This window comes from Marinibium conchae, from assembly GCF_015595035.1.
GTDB lineage: Bacteria > Pseudomonadota > Gammaproteobacteria > Enterobacterales > Alteromonadaceae > Glaciecola.
In genome coordinates this window covers 64,228-81,389 of sequence record NZ_JADNRN010000001.1, presented here as the reverse complement: position 1 = coordinate 81,389, position 17,162 = coordinate 64,228, and the positions used below count along the sequence as shown (strand labels likewise).

Here is a 17,162-nt window from a genome sequence, read left to right as displayed (position 1 = left end):
GCCAACTCAATTTCTGCCTTCCTAACAAGGTGCAAATAATGAGCAAGAAAACAAAAAATATCGAAGCAAGTGAAGCCGAAATAGAAATTGATACGCTTGATGATAATGAAGAGCTTGAACTGGATGACGGTCTTAAAGCTGAAGAAGCCGAAGCAAAAAAAGAAAATACCAAAAGCACCGAATTAACTTCAAAGCAACTCGACGCCACTCAGATCTACTTAGGTGAAATTGGCTTCTCTCCTCTTCTCACTGCCGAAGAAGAAATTAAATTTTCGCGTGAAGCATTAAAAGGCAACCTAAAGTCTCGTGAGCGCATGATCGTCAGTAACTTGAGATTGGTGGTCAAAATTGCACGTCGCTATAATAATAGAGGCCTCGCTCTGCTCGATTTGATAGAAGAAGGGAATTTGGGCTTAATTCGAGCCGTTGAGAAATTTGATCCTGAACGAGGTTTTCGCTTTTCTACTTATGCGACTTGGTGGATACGCCAGACCATTGAACGTGCTTTGATGAATCAAACACGTACGATACGTTTACCCATTCATATCGTAAAAGAGCTCAACTTATACTTACGAACGGCTCGCAAGCTTGCTCAAGAATTAGATCATGAGCCTAGTGCCGAGGAAATTGCCGAAGCGGCAGACGCACCGGTTGCCAGCGTTCAGAAGATGCTCAAATTAAATGAGCGCATTAGTTCAGTTGATACACCCATTGGCAGCGACGAGGAAAGTAAAGCACTACTCGACGTTATTGCCGATGAGCAAGAGTCAGGGCCTGAAAGTCGTTTACAAACCAACGACATGAAATTGAATATTGTAAAATGGTTAGAAGAATTGAATCCAAAGCAAAGAGAAGTTCTTGCTCGACGCTTCGGCCTTTTAGGTCATGAGCCTGCTACGTTAGAAGATGTTGGCAGAGAAATCGGTCTTACACGCGAACGAGTACGTCAAATTCAAGTGGAAGCTCTAAAGCGTTTGAAAGATGTTATGCGACATCAAGGTCTTGATATAGAGTCCCTATTTACTTACGAGCCATAAATGTTGCCAGCTTAGCTCAGATAGAGCTTAATCAACACTAAGCTTTACTTGGCATAAATGACAACATCATGCTCACACATTTTACGAACACCCTATGATAGCTTTTATCCGCTTAATAACTTCAGGTATCGTTGCTTTCACGTTTTATGCAGCGTGGGCTTATTATGCAAATAGTTTTGTTACTGAAGATGAAAGCACTTTGCTAAAAGCGGCTCTGGTGCAAGGTGTATATAGCGGTTCCATCACCTTAATTTTTACTTTCTTCCTAGAGTTTTTTTTCCATATTTTCAAGCACAAGTCTTATTGTCTGCCATTCATTGTACCTAACTTAGTTAGCCCACACTTATTCTCTAAGGAATGTGCTACAACTAAAACAATTGAAAACTCACTTGCCGAAATAGAAAAAGCCTGCAAAGGTACTTGTATTCCTGGCATGTTACTTACTCCAGTACCGGCAATAATTACACAAAGCGTTTTAGTCATTGGAATAAATGTTATATTTAACACACCTAACTTGTGGTTAACCGTTGCACCATCAATATTCTTCAGCGCCATCTTTGGCTATATTTACAGTATAGGGTTAACTCGAAAAGCTAGGGCTCAACAAAACTGAGAGCTTCTAAGCGTAGAAGTGAATGAGAGTGTGTCTTAGGTCTTCCGTTCAAGAGTAACAAAGCTATAGTTATAGGGGTTTTTATCGTCCTTAACATGCTCCTCACGCGCGATTTCACGCCACTGGGCATAAGCTTCGTAATCCGGGAAATAAGTATCACCTTCAACGTCTAGGTCGATAAAAGTAAGATATAAACGATCTGCCTTCGCTAACATCAACTCATAAATGCTTCCACCACCAATGATCATAACTTCATCATATTCTTTGGCTTCATGCATTGCGGCGTCCATCGAGTCGACAACACAGGCATCAGGTAACTGATAGCTAGCATTGCGGGTTACCACAATATTCGGCCTGCCGGGGAGCGCTTTACCAATTGACTCGTAGGTTTTTCGCCCCATCAATACTGGCTTACCCATTGTTGTGGCACGAAAATGTTTTAAGTCTGCAGGGAGGTGCCAAGGCATGTCATTATCAGCACCAATAACACGCTTATTAGCCATCGCTGCAATCATTGATATCATCGGTTAATCCTGTTTTCTGGCCAGCGATACTTACTTTTGATAAACAACTTCTACGTCGTAGTCATCGTCATCCCAATCATCGTCATCATCGTTCTGATGCTCTGCAATCACTTTTTCGTGATAGGTATCCCAAGTAAACTGAGGCTCTTCATCGCTTTGAGCACTTTCTTCCTCTGGGGGAAGTTCGTCGATGAAATCCATTATATCTTCGCAAAGAGTATTGACGTTTAACTTTTGGAAAGCTGATATTTGATAATAATCTTCTTCCCAACCAAGCTTAGCGGCAATTTCGCTGCATAACGCATTTGCTTCATCTTCAAGCATCAAATCGACTTTATTAAATACCAACCATCGTGGCTTTGCGGCTAACTTCGGACTATATTTATCAAGTTCATTGATTATGGTTAAGGCATTCTCAACAGGGTCGGAACCATCTGCAGGCATGATGTCGATCATGTGCAAGAGCACTCGGCAGCGCTCTAAGTGGCGCAGAAACTGAATGCCCAAGCCTGCGCCGTCGGAAGCACCCTCAATCAAACCTGGAATATCAGCAATGACAAAACTTGCTTGTGAATCCAAACGCACCACACCGAGATTAGGAACAAGTGTCGTGAATGGATAATCAGCAACCTTTGGTTTTGCTGCAGAAACTGAGCGAATAAAAGTTGATTTACCGGCATTAGGTAAGCCTAACAAACCAACATCGGCAAGTAACATGAGTTCCAGAGAGAGATTACGTATCTCGCCAGGTGTACCATTAGTTTTGATACGAGGCGCGCGGTTGGTGCTGCTTTTAAAGCGTGCATTACCCAAGCCGTGATAACCGCCTTGTGCAACCTTCATGCGTTGACCATGGGCAGTCAAATCACCGAGCAGCTCGCCGGTGTCTTTGTCAGTCGCGCGGGTACCAACAGGCACCTTCAATATAAGATCTTCACCACCTCGACCTGTGCAGTCTGAGCCTTGGCCATTCGTACCTCTTTGGGCTCGATGAAAACGCTCGAATCGATAATCGATGAGCGTGTTAAGGTTTTCATCACCCTCTAAATATACACTACCACCGTCACCGCCGTCGCCACCATCAGGTCCACCTCGAGGAATGTATTTCTCGCGTCTGAATCCAATTACGCCGTTACCGCCGTCTCCAGCTTCAACGCGTATTTCTGCTTCATCAACAAATTTCATATCTTTCTTCTAAACCTTTAAACGATAGTGAGGCACAACGAAAATGCAGTCGTACTCTAGTACTTTTATATTATAGCAGTAAATGCTTAGCATCGTAACTGCCCGAAAAGCCAGCCCTATACACGTCAGTTTGGCATGGAGCTAGTTCGCCAAAAGCACGAACGCTAAGGTCGAGATAGCATTAACGTCGAGATAGCACAGAGAATGTAGTGGGAGTCCTTAGCTCACAAAAATATACAAGCACATGGATGTGCTTGTCTAAGCCCTCATGGATGAGCTCGTAGCGGTTTTTGTGAGCTAAGGACTCCCACTACATTCTCTCTACACTTTCTCCGCACTCTCTCAAATCTCGCTAACCGTGCTTTTGGCTTATTATAGCTCTGGTGTTAACTCTAGCGTATATAACGCTGGCTTTTAGTTTTTGCAAAGCAAAAAAAACCCCGCTAATAGCGGGGTTTCCGATATTCTTATAACCGAATTACTCAGCAACGATGCTTACGTACTTACGGTTTTTCGGGCCCTTGATTTCAAACTGCACTTTACCGTCTGTAAGAGCGAATAAAGTGTGGTCTTTACCAATACCCATATTGTCTCCAGGGTGGAATTTAGTTCCACGCTGACGAACAATAATGTTACCAGCAAGTACTTCTTGACCGCCGTAGCGCTTTACGCCAAGACGTTTACTTTCTGAATCGCGACCGTTTTTGGTACTACCACCAGCCTTTTTATGTGCCATGAGTTAGTGCTCCTATTATGCGTTGATTGCAGTGATTTTCACTTCTGTGAACCACTGACGATGTCCCGTTGTAGAACGACTGTGCTTACGTCTACGGAACTTAACTACTTTAATTTTTTCGCCACGACCGTGAGTAACGATCTCAGCTGTAACTTTACCACCAGCAACATAAGGCGTGCCGATTTTAACGTCGTCGCCATTGCTAACCATCAAGATATTATCGAATTCAATTGACTCACCTGGAGCCACTTCGATTTTTTCAAGACGAACGGTTTGGCCTTCGGCCACACGGTGTTGTTTACCACCACTTTGGAAAACCGCGTACATATATTTCTCCGCTCTGCGCACATGGGCGCTTTAATTCAAAAAACAGGGCGCGAATTGTACGTTAAGGTTAATGATCTATCAAGTGGAAAACTGAATTTATTTGGGCTAATGCGCAATTGCCAACAGAATCCGTGGAAATGACAGATTCTTATACTTAATTTACATCGATTTTGTACACCTTATTGTACTTTAATGTACACTAATGCCAACTATCTTTGTGTTTGATTTAAAGAGTAAAAACGAGTTCTATATGGATTTAGCCAGTATTCAATCGCTTTCTGCATCTGATATGCAAGCCGTCAATCAACTCATACAGCAGCAAGTTGACTCCGATGTTGCTCTGATTAATCAATTAGGCTTTTACATCGTTAACAGCGGTGGCAAGCGCTTACGTCCGTTATTAACAGTATTATCTGCCAGAGCGCTCGGTATTGAGAGTGATGAGCATCACACCTTGGCGGCAATCATCGAGTTTATCCATACTGCTACCCTGCTACACGACGACGTTGTAGATGAATCCACTTTAAGACGGGGTCGTGAAACAGCCAATGCTGTATTTGGTAATCAAGCAAGTGTACTGGTTGGTGACTTCTTATATTCTCGCGCATTTCAGATGATGGTGAGTTTACAGCGTATGCGAGTAATGGATATCCTTTCCGACGCCACCAACAGAATCGCTCAGGGTGAAGTGTTGCAATTGATGAATTGTAACGACCCAGATACAACTGAAGAAAGCTACCTAGAAGTTATTTACAGCAAGACTGCACGATTGTTCGAAGCTGCGACACAACTCGCTGCTGTCTTAACCGACCAAGCGCCCGAAGTGGAAGCGGCAATGCAGAGCTATGGCAAGCATCTTGGTACGGCCTTTCAGCTTATCGATGACGTCCTAGACTACACCGCCGAAGCCGATGAGATGGGAAAAAATGCTGGTGACGATCTCGCTGAAGGTAAACCTACCCTACCCTTATTGCATGCGATGAAAAACACGACTGACAGCGATGCTGCACTTATTCGAGACGCGATAGAAAATGCGAATGGCATGCCACACTTCGACCGCATCTTAAATGCCATGCGCGAAGCGGGCTCATTGGAATATACACGTAAACTCGCTGAAGCAGAGGCCGATTTAGCCAAACAAGCGTTAAATGCTATCCCAAAGAGTAAAGCAAAAGACGCACTTTTGGGGCTAGCTGATCTGGCTGTTAATCGCAGCAGTTAAACAAAATACTTAAAGACCTAAGTCTCGCGTCATATTTTCATTTCGCTCACGATGAACGATGATATTGTCTTCGATACGTATGCCACCAAAAGGCTTGAAGTTGTCTATCACATCCCAGTTGATGTATTTAGACTGCTCTGAGCCTTTTAGTTTGGCGAGTAAGCTATCGATGAAGTACAAACCTGGCTCTATCGTAAATACCTGCCTTGCTTCAACTGTTCTGGTACAGCGAAGGAAAGGGTGCTCTGTTGGTGGTGGGTTCGGGGTACCGCGATCATCCGCACTATGGCCACCAACATCGTGAACCTGCAAACCAAGAAAGTGACCAATCCCATGAGGAAAAAAGGTATGCACGATGCCTTGCTCTTGGCAATCCTGAGCAGCTAAATTCACAATACCAAAGTCCTTCAATATTTGCGCAACACCAGCATGCGCTGCCTTGTGAACATCAATATAGCTTAAGCCTGGTTTCAACATCTCGCCTAATTGCAGGGTAAGCGAATCTACAGCCCTTATTAAGTCTGCAAACTCATGTTGTTTGGCACAATACGTACGGGTGATATCAGCGGCATAACCGTGATAGCTCGCTCCAGCATCAATTAAAAAGGAGCGAAAATCGCTTGGTGCGTGTTTATCGGTTTGCATGTAATGCAAAATGGCGGCGTTCTCATTTAAGGCCACAATATTATTGTAGGGCACTTCATTGTCGCCTTGCGTGGCTGCCAGTAAATAAGCGCTATTAATAGAAAACTCGGCTTGCTGATTAAAAAATGCTGCGCTCGCTGCTTTATGAGCGCCAACTGCAATTCTGTTGGCTTCACGCATACATTGCAGCTCATAATCCGTCTTAAAAGCTCGTTGCCAATGTAAGTAGTTCAACACGCGGTCTGGATTAATAAGGTCAAAGCCTAAAGCCCTTGCGACTTCAATGTATTCACCAACATAGGCGTATTTCTCTCTATCGTAAGGTAGGTGCTTTTCAACCGCATTTGCTTGTTTTAAATACACGATATCAAAATGCTCAACCCAAAAATCAGTAGGTTCAGGCGGTACTTTGTGCCAGAAGTCTTCAGGGCGATAAAATACCAGCTTAGGTCTATCTGTGCCGTTTACTACTAACCAACAACAAGGATTATCAACAACTGGTAACCAAGCTTTGAACTGCGGATTTACTTTATAAGGATAATAATTATCGTCCAAAAACATCACTTTGCCCTGCCCAGAGTGAATGATCAAGCCATCGATGCTCTCGCGCTGTATGGCTTCAAGTGTTCTCTCTTGCAAAATTTGAATATGCTGCGCATATGCGGCGTCGTGACTTAGTTTTGTATTCATATTATCCCTTCTAAAATTACTTAATCAGCCACACTGGTTGGAATGTGCATTTGCACAAATTCACCAAAAACTGATGAAGCGAGACTTTTCGCTTCCGGTTTAGTGCCACTGTCGTTATCTGTTTGTTGATTAATCTCATATAAACGATGCTGATAAATCTGCTTATATGCTAGCACTGCCTTCACGTAATTTCTGGTTTCTTTAAAAGGAATGCTCTCCACCCATAGATCTGCTTCAATCGTTTCCTCTTCCGGCAGCCACTCTTTCACCCTTCGCCAACCGGCATTATAAGATGCGGTGGCTAGCACAGTGTTGTTGTCGACTTTATCCATTAAATAACGCAAATATCGATTACCGAGTTTCGCATTTATGTTGGGATTCATTAAAGAGCGTTTCGAAACCCGCTTTTTCTCAAGATATTTTGCGGTTGACGGTAACACCTGCATTAATCCAAATGCTTTAGCAGTAGATACCGCATCAGTCATGAAAGAGCTTTCTCGGCGCGCGATTGCAAAGGCCCACTCTGGTTCAATTTTATTACGTTTCGCTTCTCTGGTCAGTATGTCTGAATAAGCCATGGGAAAACGCCTGTCGATGTCGTCCAAATAGCCGGTATTTGAAAAAGTAAATATCGCTTGGTCGTGCCACTCCCACTCGGTAGCCAATACTGCTGATGCTAGCTTCTCATCCTCATTAAGTTGCTTTTGTGCAAAGCGCCACTCAATTCGCGCTTCGTGAAAACGTGAGATCTGCTTTAACTCATAAGCTCGCTGCGCACTAGGCATCGCCCTAATCTTATCAACGTGTGCTTTATTCACCAGCAATGGCTTATTTTCCAAGCTTACTGCTTGTTCAAGACGAGCACTTGCTAGGAAGCCATAGTAATGACGCTTATTTGCTAACTGCTTATAAAGTTCATTCGCTCTGGCTTGATTACCTAGGCTCTCATAACTTCTTGCTAGCCAATATTGGTAGTCATTTTTAACTGTGAGCACAGGAGACGATTTCTCAATCAGCTTGATTACACTCAACCAATTTTTATCTTTGAGCAAGGTAGCAAGGTGCCAGCGCAATACCTCGGCGTCTTGCTCAAAAGCCTCAGACTTAACCAGCCACTCTTCGGCTTTTGCATGTTGCGATACTGCCAGAGCAATAGCAAAACGGTTGGTTACATAAGCCTTTTGTTCTGTTGAAAATGAAAACTTCTCAAGTGCCCTATCCCATGCACCCAGTGCTTTTTCTTCATCACGCCAAATGTATCGCCCAAAGCCATAACTTAGGATTTGTGTTTCAATATGCGGATGCTTACCGCTAAACGCGCTTAATTTTGCAACCGTCGCAGGCGAACGGCGAGTTTTATGCCATAAATCACCAAGATAAGCTTGTTCTTCGGGTAACAATTTCGACAGGTAAGGTATTAACGAGTGTTGCCCCCCTCGCGCTGCTTTCGCTATGCGCTCCAACACAAGTGAAGGATTGAGCTGTCCCGCGTTTTTCCACACTTTAAATATCGGGTCGCAGTCCTTAGGTTGCGACCTACCGACATTCCACAACTTTGCAATATCTGCAAACAACTCGCTACTGTCAGCTTCATCTTCTAAGCGATAGCGGATATATCGGCAAGCTAGCTTAGTGTCTGCGACAGGTTCGTAAAATTCCATGAATAAACGTTTACGATTCTTTTTAGCAAGATAACGAAGCCATGGGCGCAGTACTCTGCGCTTTAAGGGCGTGCCGTTGTATTCCTCAAGAAATGCGCGTACTTGCTGTTGTTTTTTTGTAGTCAGATTATGCAGTATTTTTTTTTCTATAAGGTAAGGAACAAGAGGGTAGTCACCTAACTGAGTGAGTAATTTAGCAAACTCCTCATCGCTAGTGTTCCAAATATGTTTTTCGGCTCTGAGAAAACCGGCACGTTGAGCCTCTCGCTGCTCTTCGTCTTGAGAACCGAGCATAGAAAAACTGAGGTCATTATCCAATGAAGAAAGGTTGAGTGGGGCGTTTTGTGCTTTCTCTGTAGAATTTTCATTCGCATCTGCAATATTTCCCAAGAAAATACTGATTATTAGAATAATGTAATAAGCCGATGCGCTGTGCTTCTGCAATGGTATTCCTACAATAATTAGATGTTGTAAATTAGATTACATGAAATAAACAAAAAAATAACTGGTACAATCAGTGGTTGAAAACGTAGTATCCACTACCATATTGATGAACAAGTTGATGATCGTGAATGATGTTCTACTATTTATATCATCGAAATGTTCAATAAGAGTATAAATCACCTATCGGAATAGTGTGGTCTAATCTTAACAATTTTATATTAACAATAAACATTGGCGTGTTGTAAATGTCACAGGAGAATAGAATGATCTTTGAAGGCAAGAGTCTATCAGTAACGCTGACGGACGACTCAATTGCTGAACTCGTGTTTGATGCACAAGGTTCAGTAAATAAATTCGATCGACAAACCGTTCAAGAGCTTGATGAAGCAACACAAGCAATTGCAGCAGAGAGTAATGTCAAAGGTGTGTTAGTTCGCTCTGCAAAATCAACCTTTATCGTGGGCGCCGACATTACCGAGTTCACTCCTTTATTCGAAATGGACGAAGCGGACATCCTCGCTTGGGTCGCAAAAACCTCACAAGTTTTTGATCGCTTCGAAGATCTTCCTGTGCCGACAGTTGTCGCAGTCAATGGCTTCGCGCTTGGCGGTGGCTGTGAAATGGCCTTAGCTGGTGACATTCGCGTTGTAGATACCACTGCGAAAATTGGTCTACCTGAGGTCAAATTAGGTCTTATGCCTGGCTTTGGCGGTACGGTGCGTTTACCGCGCTTAATTGGTGCCGATAATGCTTTGGAATGGATGACAACAGGCCGAGATCGTAATGGTGAAAAAGCACTAAAAGAAGGCGCAGTGGATGCTGTAGTTGCACCAGAAAACTTGCATCAAGCGGCCCGTAAAATGTTACTCAGTGCAATTGAAGGTAAGCTCGATTGGTCTGCTCGCAGAGCCCAAAAGAAAGCGCCGTTAATGCTTAACGCTAATGAAGCAATGATGAGCTTCTCAACCGCAGCGGCAATGGTCGCAGCTCAGGCCGGTCGTCACTATCCAGCACCTCATAAAATGGTTGAAACGGTACAAAAGGCCGCTGGCCTCGATCGCGAAGGCGCACTTAAGCTTGAAAACGAGGGCTTTGTTGCTCTTGCGAAAACCGACGCATGCAAGGCGCAAGTAGGTATTTTCCTAGCTGACCAACTGGTTAAAGCGAAAGGCAAAAAAGTAGCCAAAGGTGCGACTAAAGAAGTCAAACAACACGCCGTATTAGGCGCAGGCATCATGGGTGGCGGTATTGCCTACCAAGGCGCAGTAAAGGGTATTCCTACTATCATGAAGGATATCAATCAGCCTGCACTTGATCTTGGTCTGAAAGAAGCCTCTGGTATTCTTGCTAAAGGCATGAAACGCGGCAAAGTTGACGCTAAGAAGATGGCTTCAACACTGAATAACATTATCCCAACCCTTGATCAGAATGCGATTGCGAATGCCGATTTGATCATAGAAGCTGTTGTAGAAAATCCCAAAATTAAAGCCGCTGTGCTAGCCGACACAGAAAAAACAGTGGCCGATGATGCCATTATTTGTTCTAACACGTCGACGATATCAATTAACCAGTTAGCCGAAAGCTTGGATAAGCCGGAACGCTTCTGTGGTATGCACTTCTTTAATCCTGTGCACAAAATGCCATTGGTTGAAATCATTCGCGGTGAGAAAACCTCCGACGCAACAATCAGTGCCGTTGTTGCTTCAACCTTAAAAATGGGTAAAACCCCTATTGTCGTGAACGATTGCCCGGGCTTTTTAGTGAACCGTGTTTTATTCCCCTACTTTGCAGGCTTCAGTCAACTATTAATTGATGGCGCTGATTTTACTGCTGTTGATAAAGTAATGGAGAAAGTATTCGGTTGGCCAATGGGCCCTGCATTCTTGCTTGATGTTGTTGGCATGGACACAGCTGATCATGCATCTGGCGTAATGTCTGATGGCATCCCAGAGCGTATGCAAAAGATTGAAAATGACCCGGTTACTCTTCTATACAAAGCCGGTCGTTTTGGTCAAAAGAACGGAAAGGGCTTTTATGACTTTTCACTAGACAAGCGCGGTCGTCCAACGAAGAAGGCTTCACCAGAGGCTTATGCTTTATTCGAAGGCCATGTAGCAGCTACTAAAGAGTTCGACAAGGAAGAAATAATTGCTCGGGTTATGATACCGATGGCTAATGAAGCTATTCGTTGCTTGGAAGAGGGTATTGTTGCCAGTGCCGCAGAGGCAGATATGGCCTTGTTGTTTGGATTAGGCTTCCCGCCATTTAGAGGGGGTATTTTCCGTTACATCGAAACTATGGGTCTAGCTAACTTCGTCGCACTTGCCGACAAGTACGCCAGTTTAGGGCCTATCTATCAAATATCAGATGGTGTGCGTGAAATGGCCGCTTCTGGTAAATCTTACTTTTCACAAACAGCATAAGCCACCACTAGGAGATAAAAATGAAAGATGTCGTAGTTATCGATTGTATTCGTACCCCTATGGGTCGTTCTAAAGGTGGTGTATTCAGAAATGTGCGCGCCGAAACACTATCAGCTCATCTAATGACAAAGTTGCTTGAACGCAACCCTGGCGTTGATCCTGCTGAAATAGAAGATATTATTTGGGGTTGTGTTCAACAAACTAAAGAACAAGGCTTCAACGTAGCACGTAATGCTCAGTTACTAACACCAATTCCACGCAGCACTGGTGCTGTAACAGTTAACCGTTTATGCGGCTCGTCTATGCAAGCATTGCACGATGCCACATCAGGTATTATGAGTGGCCGTGGTGATATTTATATGATTGGTGGTGTTGAACATATGGGTCATGTACCTATGGACTTCAATATCGACTTTCATCCTGGCATCGCAAAGCATACCGCAAGAGCCTCTGGCAGCATGGGTATGACGGCAGAGCTATTGGGTCGCCAAAACGGCATCACCCGTGAAATGCAAGATGCCTTTGGTGCTCGCTCTCATCAACGTGCTCATCAAGCAACCGTTGACGGACGATGGAATGAAATTGTACCAATTGAAGGGCATGACAAAGACGGCGTATTAAGCCTAATTGAGCATGACGAAGTTATTCGCCCAGAAACGAGTGTAGAGGGCTTAGCAGGTTTGAGACCTGTGTTCGACCCTGTTAACGGTACAGTCACTGCAGGCACATCTTCGGCATTGTCGGACGGTGCTTCAGCAATGCTTATTATGTCTGCCGACCGAGCAAAAGAGCTGGGCTTAACACCTCGTGCGAAGGTTCGTGCGATGGCTGTTGCCGGTTGTGATGCTGCGATTATGGGCTTTGGTCCTGTGCCAGCAACTCAAAAAGCACTCAAGCGTGCAGGCTTGACCATGGAAGACATTCAAATTGCCGAGTTTAACGAAGCTTTTGCTGCACAGGCATTATCATGCATTAAGCGCTTGGGCTGGCTAGATGAATATGAAGACAAAGTAAACCTGAATGGCGGTGCAATTGCGCTAGGTCATCCTTTAGGTTGTTCTGGATCTCGTATATCAACTACCCTCATTAATTTGATGGAAGCAAACGATAAAGAAATTGGTTTAGCAACGATGTGTATTGGCCTAGGCCAAGGTATAGCAACCATCTTTGAGCGCGTTTAAACCACAAGGTTAGCACCACGAAAAAGGTAGGCCAATGGCCTACCTTTTTTAATATAAACGCATCATCACTCACATACCTAGCTGTTCTCTTTGTAAGTAAAACTAGCAAAATCAGCCACACACTTCTGGCCTGATACATCTTGGCAAGCCATGCCTACAAAGCCGCCTGTGAAATGACAACCATCGCCTCCACCCGCTTCATCGGAGATGATCGTGTAATCGAGGTTTACCGGCAATTTAGTCCAATCTTTGTTGTTCATTGAAAAATGGAAGGTTAATTTATGATGATCCACTTCAGCTTTGAGATACACCTTACCTTCCTTAGGTAACATAAAACGCGTATCTGTTATAAATTCGCCGCAATGACCTTCGCGAAGTGGAAAGTTCAAGCCCATATCGCTCTTACCTAAGCAACTCATTATATCTACGAATCTTTGCCCTTCATCGTCTACCGATACGTAAAGGTAGTGAAACTTGGTGCTATTGTAATAACAAGTTAACCCAGCCATTTGTTGAACATTTTCTGGACTGAACTCCAATTCAGTTTGTGCAGTGTAAGCAAAAGCCTCCTGTCGACGCGCAATCAGAGCCTGCTCGAACAATGAACCAATAGACTCTTTCCCAATCAGTCGCAAGTGACCTTTACGGGCAGTTAAACTCATGAAGCTCTCTGGTGTTGGCGTTCTGAGCCACTGAAAATCGATGTGAAGCTCTTCGCTATCGAAGGTGTAACGTTCAGTTTTTGCTGGCCAAGGGTGTTCTGGTAAATTACTAACCTTTACTTCCATTTCTGGCAAACCATTGCTAGTTGTCGAATTTCCATTGGCTTCTGCATCGACAGCACTTTCGAGGCGCAACCAATCATCGTCACCCCACAAGGTTTTTTGTAGGCCAGTTTCACGACCTAAGGGGCAGCGTCTTTCACCATCAAGCGGACGACCACAAAGATGCACTAGGTACGACTGTCCATCTGGTGCATCAAATAAATCACCATGCCCCGTTCGTTGCAAGCCTAGATCCTGGTGATCCTTTGCCGTAAGCAAATAACCATGGGGGTCTTCTTCATAAGGGCCATCTATATTTTTAGAGCGAGCCATAGTCATGGCGTGAGTATAGAAAGTACCACCCTCTGCCGTTAGCAAATAATAGTAGCCATTGCGTTTAAACATGTGAGGGGCTTCAGTTAACGCTAGCTTGGTGCCTTTGAAGATATTTTTAATCGGTCCTACAAGTTTCTTTTGTTTTTCGCAATATTCTTGCAGTAAGATACCGCCAAATTGATTATTTTCATGGCGATGATCCCAAATCATGTTAATAAACCACTTACGGCCATCATCATCATGAAACAGTGAGGGATCAAAGCCACTAGAGTTCATATATACCGGTTCACTCCATTCACCATCAATAGTTTCACAAGTTGTGTAGTAATTGTGAGCGTCTTTAAAATTACCATTAAAACGCTTAACGTCGGTATATATTAAATGAAACTTTCCGTCATGATGAGTCAAGCATGGCGCCCAAATACCGCATGAATCTGGATTGCCACGCATATCGAGAAGGCTCTTTCTATCTAGCGGACGCTTTACAAGTCGCCAGTTTTTAAGATCTTTTGAATGATGAATTTGTACACCGGGATACCACTCAAAAGTTGAGGTAGCAATGTAAAAATCATCGCCAACGGCAACAACGCTTGGATCTGGATTAAAGCCAGGAAGAATAGGATTTTGAACAGTTGTGTGTGAACTCAAAATAAGTGCCCTGTGTTATATATTGAAAACAAAAAGTGGGAAGTTTTAACGAAAAGGGGAGTTCCGCTAAAACTTCCAAACCGCACGTTCAAACGGCGGTAAATTAATCATTAAAGTCGCGGGTTAGCTTATAGCTTCTCATTAAGAAGAAGATAATAATGCCTGCGATAACTGATGCCAGTGAATATAGAAAAAGTATGCCATTCAATGCCGATTCACTCTGTGCAACATTTGGTTCGTAGCCTGAAAATGCGAGTATCCATCCAATTCCTGCGCCACCTAAAGCAATACCCATTTTTATCATAAGCAGATGACCAGAAAATGCCATCGCCATGCTGTTTTGTCCGAGCTTCTTCACGCCATAGTCAACCGTATCGGGCACGGCAGAGAATAATAAGGGTGTAAAAATCATGTGCACGTAATTAGCTAGGACGGTAAAGACTAAGGCAAGCTCAACCCCCTCGCGTGGAATGAAGAAAAGAACACCATTGCACACCACAATACCAACTGCACAAGCACTCATTAGCTTAGCTTTGCAAAACTTCGCCACTAAGAAGTTAGCACTCAAAGCGCCAAAAATGCCGGCGATCATTCCGCTAGTCATAAACAAGGTGACTTGGTCTTTTTGACCCAAATAGTACTCAACATAATAGGCGGTTGTTCCGCCGCGCATCACCACACTGATCAATATAATTAGGCTTATTGCAGCGATTATGCGCCATTGGTCGTTGCGTAGCATTTGCTGAAAATCACTCCAAATACCTTTCACCCAAGGCTTATTTGAGGGTGGCGGAGGAGCAACTCGCTCTTTTGTTAGGCCAAAACAAGCAAAAAAGCACAGAATGGCAAAAGTGGACAGCACTATCATAGCCATTTGATAACCTAGCTGCTCATCACCTTCACCAAAATACTCTACCAGGGGCAGTACAGAGGCCGTCACTATCGCCCCACCCACCATTGCTAAAGCAAAACGCCAAGACTGAACCGAGGCTCGTTCGGTTGGTGACTCGGTCATCACCCCACCCAAGGCCGAATAGGGAATATTTATCGCGGTATATACCGTCATTAAGGCGGCATAGGTAAGATAAGCATAAATTAACTTACCGTCTTCACTTAACTCTGGTGTGGTGAAGGCTGCGACCGCCAGAGCACCATAAGGCAACGCAAACCAAACAAGATAAGGTCGATATTTCCCCCATCGGGTTTCCGTTCGGTCAGCTATACCACCCATGATTGGGTCGGTGATTGCATCAAATATTCTTACCACTAAAAATAAGGTACCTACTGCAGCCGCCGATATGCCATAAACATCGGTGTAGTAAATAGTTAAAAAACCTATAACAACCTGAAACACAATATTACTGGCAGTGTCTCCTAGTCCGTAACCAAATTTCTCTTTAACGCTGAGGCCTTGCATACTGCTTTCCTTTTTCTATTTTTATGCTTATTTGTTTACATAAACATGCTTTGTTTACTGGGCTTGTGCCAAGTCAATCAAATCGCTTACAAACCATTTTGGTTGATAGTCACGATCAAATAACAAGGGGTAATCTGTACGCCCTTTCATCGGCCAGGTGTTTCTCCAGGTATTTTCATCGGTCACGCCCCAAAGGGTCACTCTGTCGATATGTTCGTGATATTTCAGAAATAGGGTAAATAAATCAATATAAGCTTGCCCCAAGCGCTGACTCGACGACTCAGAAATACTATTGACGTAAGGGTTATATTCGTCCTTAAATTCAAAGTTGAGAGACACATCAGCTCCCATATTCTCCTCATCCGGAAATTTCAGTACGCTGAGATCTAGTTCGGTAATCATCACTTTTAGATTCGCTTTAATGACGCGTTGAATACTAATTTCTAGCTCTTTAAGAGGCGGACTAGTGTCGTAGTGCGCTTGCAAGCCAATACCATCGATTCGTATGCCCTTTTTACGCAGGCGTTGAGCCAAGGCAATAGCGCCATCCATTTTGCTTGCTTTATAAAGGTTGTAGTCGTTGTAATATAATTCTGCATCTGGTGCCGCTTGCGCTGCATACTCAAAAGCTTTATCTATGAAGTCATCCCCGATGATTTGCAGCCACTTAGAGTCTCGTAATGATCCATCTTCATTCAAAGCTTCATTCACTACATCCCAGCCCTTAATATCGTGTCTGTAGCGGCCAGCGACCTCAAAAATATGTGTTCGCATGCGCTTTAGCAGAAGCTCTCGACTTGCAGGCTTACCATTTTCATCTTCAAACACCCAGTCAGGAGTTTGTGAATGCCATACCAACACATGCCCTATAACATCCTGATTAGTCTTAGCTGAATACCTGACGAGCGCATCAGCTCCGTTAAAGGTGAACTCACCTTCTCTCGGTTGAACACTTTCCCACTTCATGTCGTTTTCAGCTGTTAATACAGAGAAATGCTCAGTGACGATAGCTGCACCTCGCGGATTTTGCCCTGTAACATGATCTCGATTAACAGCAGCCCCCACCTGAAAGTATGGTGTATAGCTTTGAGCAAGCGTGTTCGGTACTACCTCGTTGTAGGCGGCTGAGTTTACTTCAGCGCGGTGCGAGCAACTTGACACTAGTAAGACCAACACACAGCTAGATACCACGAGAAAGGCTTTTGCTTGTTTCGTTTGCGCAATACTAGACAAAAGGTTTGTGCGATGTAATAGCATAAATTAACCTGTGGCAATGACTCGTTTCTTTTGGTCATCAAACAGTATTATA

14 protein-coding genes are annotated in these 17,162 nt (G+C 43.9%); 5 read left to right on the top strand and 9 right to left on the bottom strand.

Annotated elements, in window-relative coordinates; all coding sequences use genetic code 11:
* Nucleotides 1–38 precede the first annotated feature (38 nt).
* The gene (rpoS, locus tag ISG33_RS00350) at nt 39–1,037 is read left to right on the top strand and encodes an RNA polymerase sigma factor RpoS (RefSeq protein ID WP_195731603.1); all 999 of its coding nucleotides are present in this window, start codon (nt 39–41) and stop codon (nt 1,035–1,037) included.
* Between the two features lie 94 nt (nt 1,038–1,131).
* Nucleotides 1,132–1,650 carry a hypothetical protein gene (locus ISG33_RS00345; protein ID WP_195731602.1) on the top strand — a complete coding sequence of 173 codons (519 nt, stop codon included), beginning with the start codon at nt 1,132–1,134 and terminating at the stop codon, nt 1,648–1,650.
* 35 nt (nt 1,651–1,685) lie between these two features.
* On the opposite strand, the gene folA is transcribed toward ISG33_RS00345, so the two are convergent.
* From folA to rplU, 4 genes are all read right to left on the bottom strand, one after another.
* Nucleotides 1,686–2,165 (bottom strand): type 3 dihydrofolate reductase, encoded by a 480-nt coding sequence (folA, locus tag ISG33_RS00340; protein WP_195732944.1) that lies wholly within the window; start codon nt 2,163–2,165, stop codon nt 1,686–1,688.
* Nucleotides 2,166–2,204: 39 nt separating this feature from the next.
* Nucleotides 2,205–3,359, bottom strand: a complete 1,155-nt coding sequence (gene cgtA, locus ISG33_RS00335) for an Obg family GTPase CgtA (protein WP_195731601.1) — start codon at nt 3,357–3,359, stop codon at nt 2,205–2,207.
* 478 nt (nt 3,360–3,837) lie between these two features.
* The gene (gene rpmA / locus ISG33_RS00330) at nt 3,838–4,095 is read right to left on the bottom strand and encodes a 50S ribosomal protein L27 (protein WP_195731600.1); all 258 of its coding nucleotides are present in this window, start codon (nt 4,093–4,095) and stop codon (nt 3,838–3,840) included.
* Between the two features lie 15 nt (nt 4,096–4,110).
* Nucleotides 4,111–4,422: a 50S ribosomal protein L21 gene (gene rplU / locus ISG33_RS00325; protein WP_195731599.1), complete on the bottom strand. Its 312-nt coding sequence runs from the start codon at nt 4,420–4,422 to the stop codon at nt 4,111–4,113.
* A 250-nt stretch (nt 4,423–4,672) separates the two neighbouring features.
* On the opposite strand from rplU, the gene ispB reads away from it, so the two are divergent.
* Complete coding sequence (ispB, locus tag ISG33_RS00320; protein WP_195732943.1) at nt 4,673–5,644, top strand: octaprenyl diphosphate synthase; 972 nt, start codon at nt 4,673–4,675, stop codon at nt 5,642–5,644.
* A 9-nt stretch (nt 5,645–5,653) separates the two neighbouring features.
* Here the strand turns inward: ispB and pepQ are convergent, their stop codons facing one another.
* Both pepQ and ISG33_RS00310 read right to left on the bottom strand, forming a co-directional pair.
* Entirely contained in the window at nt 5,654–6,979 is a 1,326-nt protein-coding gene (gene pepQ / locus ISG33_RS00315) for a Xaa-Pro dipeptidase (protein ID WP_195731598.1), read from the bottom strand.
* Nucleotides 6,980–6,999: 20 nt separating this feature from the next.
* Nucleotides 7,000–9,084, bottom strand: coding sequence for a transglycosylase SLT domain-containing protein (locus ISG33_RS00310; RefSeq protein ID WP_229333397.1), 2,085 nt, complete (start codon nt 9,082–9,084; stop codon nt 7,000–7,002).
* Nucleotides 9,085–9,347: 263 nt separating this feature from the next.
* Between ISG33_RS00310 and fadB the strand changes: the two genes are divergently transcribed.
* Both fadB and fadA read left to right on the top strand, forming a co-directional pair.
* A complete protein-coding gene (fadB, locus tag ISG33_RS00305; protein WP_195731597.1) occupies nt 9,348–11,507 on the top strand; it encodes a fatty acid oxidation complex subunit alpha FadB in 2,160 nt (719 codons plus the stop codon).
* A gap of 20 nt (nt 11,508–11,527) precedes the next feature.
* The gene (fadA, locus tag ISG33_RS00300) at nt 11,528–12,688 is read left to right on the top strand and encodes an acetyl-CoA C-acyltransferase FadA (protein WP_195731596.1); all 1,161 of its coding nucleotides are present in this window, start codon (nt 11,528–11,530) and stop codon (nt 12,686–12,688) included.
* 77 nt (nt 12,689–12,765) lie between these two features.
* On the opposite strand, the gene ISG33_RS00295 is transcribed toward fadA, so the two are convergent.
* From ISG33_RS00295 to ISG33_RS00285, 3 genes are all read right to left on the bottom strand, one after another.
* On the bottom strand, nt 12,766–14,436 hold the full coding sequence (locus ISG33_RS00295) for a glycoside hydrolase family 43 protein (RefSeq protein WP_195731595.1): 1,671 nt from the start codon (nt 14,434–14,436) through the stop codon (nt 12,766–12,768).
* Between the two features lie 103 nt (nt 14,437–14,539).
* Nucleotides 14,540–15,853, bottom strand: coding sequence for a glycoside-pentoside-hexuronide (GPH):cation symporter (locus tag ISG33_RS00290; protein WP_195731594.1), 1,314 nt, complete (start codon nt 15,851–15,853; stop codon nt 14,540–14,542).
* Nucleotides 15,854–15,907: 54 nt separating this feature from the next.
* Nucleotides 15,908–17,110 carry an endo-1,4-beta-xylanase gene (locus ISG33_RS00285; protein WP_195731593.1) on the bottom strand — a complete coding sequence of 401 codons (1,203 nt, stop codon included), beginning with the start codon at nt 17,108–17,110 and terminating at the stop codon, nt 15,908–15,910.
* Between the last annotated feature and the right edge of the window lie 52 nt (nt 17,111–17,162).

Coding starts and splice junctions, on each gene's coding strand:
- rpoS (WP_195731603.1), top strand. CDS start 39: ATGAGCAAGAAAACAAAAAATATCGAAGCAAGTGAAGCCGAAATAGAA.
- ISG33_RS00345 (WP_195731602.1), top strand. CDS start 1,132: ATGATAGCTTTTATCCGCTTAATAACTTCAGGTATCGTTGCTTTCACG.
- folA (WP_195732944.1), bottom strand. CDS start 2,165: ATGATTGCAGCGATGGCTAATAAGCGTGTTATTGGTGCTGATAATGAC.
- cgtA (WP_195731601.1), bottom strand. CDS start 3,359: ATGAAATTTGTTGATGAAGCAGAAATACGCGTTGAAGCTGGAGACGGC.
- rpmA (WP_195731600.1), bottom strand. CDS start 4,095: ATGGCACATAAAAAGGCTGGTGGTAGTACCAAAAACGGTCGCGATTCA.
- rplU (WP_195731599.1), bottom strand. CDS start 4,422: ATGTACGCGGTTTTCCAAAGTGGTGGTAAACAACACCGTGTGGCCGAA.
- ispB (WP_195732943.1), top strand. CDS start 4,673: ATGGATTTAGCCAGTATTCAATCGCTTTCTGCATCTGATATGCAAGCC.
- pepQ (WP_195731598.1), bottom strand. CDS start 6,979: ATGAATACAAAACTAAGTCACGACGCCGCATATGCGCAGCATATTCAA.
- fadB (WP_195731597.1), top strand. CDS start 9,348: ATGATCTTTGAAGGCAAGAGTCTATCAGTAACGCTGACGGACGACTCA.
- fadA (WP_195731596.1), top strand. CDS start 11,528: ATGAAAGATGTCGTAGTTATCGATTGTATTCGTACCCCTATGGGTCGT.
- ISG33_RS00290 (WP_195731594.1), bottom strand. CDS start 15,853: ATGCAAGGCCTCAGCGTTAAAGAGAAATTTGGTTACGGACTAGGAGAC.
- ISG33_RS00285 (WP_195731593.1), bottom strand. CDS start 17,110: ATGCTATTACATCGCACAAACCTTTTGTCTAGTATTGCGCAAACGAAA.